The sequence below is a fragment of the Nocardia sp. NPDC004722 genome (assembly GCF_053601505.1).
In genome coordinates, this window is the sequence record NZ_JBSGBY010000559.1 from 1 (window position 1) to 5,621 (window position 5,621).

The window sequence follows — 5,621 nt, forward strand, 5'->3', positions numbered from 1 at the left end:
GCTCATCGAGGACCTGGGTCTCAAGCCGAACAAGGCGTTCGCGCCTGTGCGCGTCGCGGCGGATACGAGTCCACACCGTAGGCAATGTCTACAGTCGTCAGGCCGACGAACATTGCGAATGTCATCTCACTCCTCCGTCTGCGCTACCAGCATGTGTTCGAGGTGCGTGGTCTGGTCTGAGTACGAGCGAACCTTGACTACGGCCACGAAGTCGTTCGTTCCGGCCTTCTCGTGCAGGGTGTTCCAGTAGTTCGCGAGGTACCAGCTCGCGCCGGTTGTGCCGCGCGGACCAAGGCCAGCGCAGTAGATCCAGTTTCGCTCCGGGTGCAGCTCCGGATTCGGTCGTACGCGCGCGATGATCCCGACGTTTGTGTCGTCCGTTGAGCTGTAGCGATTCCCGTCCTGGAGCTCGAGGAACTCAAGATAGGCGCCGGACTCGGGATCATCCTGGATCGTGAACAGAGGCTTCCGGCTGTCTTCCAAGTACATGTGGGTGCAGTCATTGCTGCTGAGCCCGAACGATATGAATGGACGGTTGCACTGGGCGACGATGTCTCGGTCGCTCTCGATAGCGACGTCGATCGATGTGTATCTCTGCAGGACTGAGAAGACATAGAGCAGTCCACGAACATCGTTCTCGGCCAGAGCCATTGGAACATCGATGCGATGCTTCGCAGGGAAGACGCTGTCAGGCTTGCCGAAGATGTGTTGGCGGGGGATGCCGGCCTCGGAGAGGGCCTGCGTAGACGCGCGCGCTAGCTCAAACGTTGGATAGACCAAAGTTGCGCCGTACCTGACCATTTCGGATCCGAGGAACGATTCGAAGCCTTCGTCGGCTTCCGGAAGATGGGTAGCCGGCCGTCCCGCTGCGACTGGCCGGTCAGCGGCTTCCTGGAACAGCATGTCGGCAGTCCAGCCGGGAAACATTGCCTCCAGCACACGGCAGTGGTGCCCGCGGGGCACCGCGTGTAGCTCTCCCGATAGCCACTTGTAGTACTGCGCCTTGCCTGGTGCCTGCTCGACAAGTTTCGAGTCGACCCTGCGGGCGACTTTCTTGTACTCGGCGACGAAGTCTGAATAACCCTGCAGGTGACGGTCCTGCAGCAGGCTCTTGAGGGTGGTCACCATGGGAACCCCTCCCGCTACTCATTGGTGACGGCGATCACTTCATTCTACGCCTGAAAACAGACAGAACAAGACACTTGCAGTCCAAAAGTGGACGATCGCAGCCACTTCCGTACCGTTGCAAGACTCATTTTGGCGAAAAGTGCTGGTTAGCAAGCTAATTCACCTACTTCGCCAAAGGAGTTGAGTCTGTTGATCAACAGTAATCGCCCCTCCATCCTGCCCAGCAGGGTAGGAAATCTCATCAGCGTCAAGGTCGCTGCCGAGCTGGTCGGGATGAGTCCGCAAACGATCAGAAACCTGATCAAAGACGGTGACCTGGAAGGGTTCCGGATCAAGAAGGGGCCCTGGCGTGTAGACCCCGATGAGTTGCTCGACCTTGTTCAGCCTGCCCGTCCCGCCTCGTCGGGCGGTGCAGCATGAATGGTCCAATTGACCACTTGCGCAAGGCAAGTCGGACAAAGGAGACGGTCCCCTCGGGGAGGCGGGCCAGCGACGACAGTGGGAAGCGAGAGCGCGATCTCGCTTCCGAACACCTGGATCAGCTCGTAGCTCTCTCGCCGCCGATCTCGGGTACGACGCGGGCGAAATTGTCTGCGCTGCTTGGGACCTCCAGCTGGGCGCGGGAGGTGGCGTGATGAGCGATCCGCGCAAGATCGACCGCGCTGATGTCATCGAGGTGTTATGGCCGCTGAACGGTCCACACACCGCCACCAGTATCACGACCGCCAGTATCGCCATCGCGCAGTTGTGGCGGTACCTCGCTCATGCGACGTTGTGCAGCGACAAAGAGGGTTTGGCCGCTCCGGCCGATGTGTACGCCGTGATCGGCAATCTTGCGATCTCTGGAAACAGTGCAGCGCAAGTGTTGTCGCAGCTGCGCAAATGGACTGAGTGGGTCAAGCTACTGCCCACGCTCGCGCATGACGAAGACCTTCCGCGCGAGTTGGCCCGCGGGACTGTCTCCATCGCTGGGTTCGCGTTGGGCTCGGCAGCGAGCGAATTCGATGTTGTCGCTCAACAGCTTTACAAGGCTGCTGCGGTCTTGAGCCATCTCTACCTCGACTCCGACGACGTAGAGGAGTCCGGGCGATGAATCGTCTGACTTTGCTTTCGCTCGTTCTGGTCGGGCTTGTGATCGCGGTTTACATCTCGCCGGGGTTCGTGTTCAGCGTCTTCGTCAGCGCGTTCCTAGCCGTATTTGGTGCGCGGTGGTTCATCCGGGCCGCCGGGCGCCGTCGTGGAAGGGGGATGTGGCGATGAGCGAGTCATACCGTGTACTCCACGAATTCCGGTTTGCTGACGGTGAGGTCGTGCGGATCGGAGATGTGTTCCAGGACAACGACAAGGGTTCGATTCAGGACACCTTCCGCGTGCAAACGATCCGTCGATACAGCCGCAGTGGGGTGCACATGCTTTTGCAGATCGTTCAGCGCGTGTGTGACGGAGAAGTGGTCGAACCCGCGACACTGGCGATGCTCTGGCCGATCGTGGCGCTGTCGCCCGACGACGACCGGATCGTTCGCGTGGTCGACGGCGGTGCGCGATGAGCGAGCGGTATCACTACACGTTCAACGAGGCCACCGGCGAGCCGATCGGCATCATCGATAGCTGGTATTCGCCGGAGAAGTCCGTGAGACATGGCCTGCGGCAGTCATATCCGATGCCGCCAGGTCTTCAGGCTGTGCTGTTGCTGCTGCTGTTCGCCTTTGCCGCGGGCTTGTACGGCGGGTGTCTGTTGTTCGACCGGCGCGCGGAACAGGCACCGGCCGTTGTGGTGTGCCCGGCACCGGGCGTGCAAGTGGCGGTGCTGCCTGCCGAATGCGGCCAGCCCACGTGGGGCCAGGGGGTGGCCCGATGAACGTTCGGGAGCACGAGGACCGCATGGTCGCCCTGTTCTTCAAGCCGGGTCCGCGCATCGTAGAGGCCGCCCGCTGCTGGCTGACCGAGGAGGCGGACCGAGGCCGCTGGCCGTGGCCCGATATTGCCCGCGGTGTCGCGGACCGGTCGGACGCGGAAGCGCTGGATGCGATCGACCGGCTCTATCACCCGTGGCCGGCGGATGTCGTGGGGCTTCGGCGGTTCGTCGAGGACTTCTACGCCGACCGTGAACTCGACTACGACATCGAGCCGCACGTGGAGCGTCGGGTGCTGCTGGTGGCCGACGAATTCGCCGCAGTGGTGGACCCGCCGGAGAACCCGAACCTCGCGGCCGTGGTCGCGCGATTGCGCAAAGCCGGTCTGCCCCAGCTATTCCCGGCGTCGCTGCTGCGTGTGAACGGAGCAAACCGATGAATCCGCCTCGCGACTCTATCGAGTTCCTGTGCCGTCTCGATCTGGCGTGTCTGTCGCGTCTCGCAATCTGGCCGACCGACATCCCGGTGAGCCTGTCGGACACCGACCCGATCGAGGTCCGGGATGTGCTGCCCGCGCTCCTGCCCGATCAGAACGGGGGACAGCGATGACCCCGGAGCAGATCCGCCGGGCCCAGCTGCAGGTCGCCGGGCACGCCACCGACGTCGAGGACTGCCGGGCGATGCTGGCGATGCTTGGGTTGCTGGAAAGCGTTGTGGCCGACGACCGTCCGAAGTGCCGCGAATGCCGGTACCCGATGGTCCCGTTCCGTCACGACGGCCTCACCCCGGAGGGATTCCGTCGCCGCTACCTGTCGGGCTTGTGTGGCACCTGCTATCGCAGCTTCCGAAATTACGGCGACTACCGCCAGCCGGGCTGGCGTCGCACGGCCCAGGCCGCCCCGGTCGTGGCGGTGAAGCCGAAGCGTCGGCGGTTGGCTCGCGATCTGGATTTCCAGACCCGAGTCGCCGAACTGCGGGCGGTGCAGGGCCGCACCTGGGGCGAGATCGCTTCGGTGCTCGGTTGCGCGACCGGTACCGCTCGATCGTCGTACGCGCAGGTGGTGCCCCTGTGAGCGGAGGGATCCCGACCTACCAGCGGCGCATGGCTCCCACCCATCTGCGCACCATCCGGCAGCTCGCGGCCGCCGGACTGCGCAAGAACGGGCAGGACATCGCAGGCAAGCTCCCGCCGGGTCGGTGGGGCAAGCCGACCTATCTCTACGACGTGAACCTGGCCGCGCCGAAACGGCCCTGCACCGACGCGAATCGGGTGGCGCTGGCCAAGGCCAACCGGGAACGGCAACTGCGAACCGCGGAGCGCCACGGCATCGACCGCGCGGGGTTCGAGCAGGACACCGACCCGGGCCCCGGCTGGGATACCTCAGCCGAGCGGCCAGCGGCCGCGGCCCGCCCGATGAACGCGTTCGCGACGGCAGCTGTAGCGGAGCAGGGCAATGAGCGGGACGGGGCCGAGCGATGAGCGACACCGAACCCGCCCGGCCGCCAGCCGATCCCGAGGCGTGGGTGCTGACCCCCATCACCCAGATTCCGCAGTTGGCCGAAGCGGCGCGGCGGCTCGGGCACACCGACCGGGCGATCCGCGTGGACCGGCCCGCTCCGCCCGTCGTGCACACGCCCGGTCGGGTGGCGGGGCAGTGGCTGCTGTCCGGAGAAATGCTGACCGGCCCCGGCGCGCCCCGGCAGAACGCATTCGCTGAAGCAGCTGCACGTGAAAGCGACATGGACAGAGAGGAATTCGACCGATGAGCTATCGACTGAGTCCTCGCGATATGCGCGCGGGGACGGTGGTTGCCGAACATTACGGTGCCCCGTTGGATCAGGTCGCACTGGTACTGGAGACCAGTATCGCGAACACCCGCCGGATTGTGCGGAAATGGCGTGAGTGCGGGCTGATGGCCGAGATTCCGGTGAAACCGGTGCCGGGCATGTCGTGGGTGTATCCGACCGCCAAGAGTGCCGAGGAGCTGCTGGGGCATCCGGTGCGGTACTGGAAGCCGACCCCGAAGAACGCAAATCACGTGCTGATGGTGCTGCGGGTCCGGCTGGCCGTGGTCGGCAACGGTGTCGGCAACTGGGTCTCCGAACGCACTCTGCGCTACGAGGTTTCGGTCCCGAACCAGCGTGGGGTGCGGCGCCCGCACATCCATGACGGCCGCTACACCACCGGCGCCGGCGAGCTGTGGGCCATCGAAGTGGAGCTGTCGGAGAAGAACTCCGCCGATGCCCGCGACGCGGTGCACCGCGCCTACCAGACCGCGCAGGCCGCCCATTGCGACGGACTCATCTACTACTGCGGCGATCAGCGGATCCGAGACCTGATCAATACCAGCGCGCAGGGTCTGCAGACCTCGCTGGCCACGAAATTCCGTGTCGCCCTGCTGTCGGACGTCCTGCCCGACACCGAGGCCACTTCCGATCCTGCCGCCGAATCCCACCAGGGGCTGCGTCTCGTCGTCGGCGGCGACGACCCGAGGGGAATCTCCCGATGAATCACAACCAGATCCAGTTCCCGAATGACGGGAACACCTGCTACCCCTTCCAAACCGATTGCACCACACCAACCCCGGCGGCCGCCGCGCAGCCGAATCCGGCCGAGCCGACCACGACCCCCGGCGCGCC

11 protein-coding genes are annotated in these 5,621 nt (G+C 64.5%); 10 read left to right on the top strand and 1 reads right to left on the bottom strand.

The genetic code is table 11. The annotated features are described in order from the left end of the window. Positions 1-126: 126 nt before the first annotated feature. Positions 127-1,128: a hypothetical protein gene (locus ACWELQ_RS36420; RefSeq protein WP_452401564.1), complete on the bottom strand. Its 1,002-nt coding sequence runs from the start codon at positions 1,126-1,128 to the stop codon at positions 127-129. Positions 1,129-1,317: 189 nt separating this feature from the next. Here ACWELQ_RS36420 and ACWELQ_RS36425 point away from each other — a divergent pair, with 189 nt between their 5' ends. The 10 genes from ACWELQ_RS36425 to ACWELQ_RS36470 all read left to right on the top strand — a co-directional run bounded on the left by ACWELQ_RS36425 (position 1,318) and on the right by ACWELQ_RS36470 (position 5,491). Then, positions 1,318-1,548, top strand: coding sequence for a helix-turn-helix domain-containing protein (locus ACWELQ_RS36425; protein ID WP_452401565.1), 231 nt, complete (start codon positions 1,318-1,320; stop codon positions 1,546-1,548). 214 nt (positions 1,549-1,762) lie between these two features. Continuing rightward, positions 1,763-2,221, top strand: a complete 459-nt coding sequence (locus ACWELQ_RS36430; RefSeq protein WP_452401566.1) for a hypothetical protein — start codon at positions 1,763-1,765, stop codon at positions 2,219-2,221. Between the two features lie 163 nt (positions 2,222-2,384). Further along, positions 2,385-2,675 (top strand): hypothetical protein, encoded by a 291-nt coding sequence (locus ACWELQ_RS36435; RefSeq protein WP_452401567.1) that lies wholly within the window; start codon positions 2,385-2,387, stop codon positions 2,673-2,675. Then, entirely contained in the window at positions 2,672-2,986 is a 315-nt protein-coding gene (locus ACWELQ_RS36440) for a hypothetical protein (RefSeq protein WP_452401568.1), read from the top strand. The genes ACWELQ_RS36435 and ACWELQ_RS36440 overlap by 4 nt, the downstream gene beginning before the upstream one ends. Before the next feature lie 23 nt (positions 2,987-3,009). Beyond that, positions 3,010-3,420, top strand: coding sequence for a hypothetical protein (locus ACWELQ_RS36445; protein ID WP_452401569.1), 411 nt, complete (start codon positions 3,010-3,012; stop codon positions 3,418-3,420). Next, positions 3,417-3,590 carry a hypothetical protein gene (locus ACWELQ_RS36450; RefSeq protein ID WP_452401570.1) on the top strand — a complete coding sequence of 58 codons (174 nt, stop codon included), beginning with the start codon at positions 3,417-3,419 and terminating at the stop codon, positions 3,588-3,590. The genes ACWELQ_RS36445 and ACWELQ_RS36450 overlap by 4 nt, the downstream gene beginning before the upstream one ends. Beyond that, positions 3,587-4,054, top strand: a complete 468-nt coding sequence (locus tag ACWELQ_RS36455; RefSeq protein WP_452401571.1) for a hypothetical protein — start codon at positions 3,587-3,589, stop codon at positions 4,052-4,054. Before ACWELQ_RS36450 ends, ACWELQ_RS36455 begins: the two co-directional genes overlap by 4 nt. Next, on the top strand, positions 4,051-4,461 hold the full coding sequence (locus tag ACWELQ_RS36460; protein ID WP_452401572.1) for a hypothetical protein: 411 nt from the start codon (positions 4,051-4,053) through the stop codon (positions 4,459-4,461). Before ACWELQ_RS36455 ends, ACWELQ_RS36460 begins: the two co-directional genes overlap by 4 nt. Beyond that, positions 4,458-4,748, top strand: a complete 291-nt coding sequence (locus ACWELQ_RS36465; protein ID WP_452401573.1) for a hypothetical protein — start codon at positions 4,458-4,460, stop codon at positions 4,746-4,748. Before ACWELQ_RS36460 ends, ACWELQ_RS36465 begins: the two co-directional genes overlap by 4 nt. Beyond that, positions 4,745-5,491, top strand: coding sequence for a hypothetical protein (locus ACWELQ_RS36470; protein ID WP_452401574.1), 747 nt, complete (start codon positions 4,745-4,747; stop codon positions 5,489-5,491). The genes ACWELQ_RS36465 and ACWELQ_RS36470 overlap by 4 nt, the downstream gene beginning before the upstream one ends. Positions 5,492-5,621: the final 130 nt, after the last annotated feature.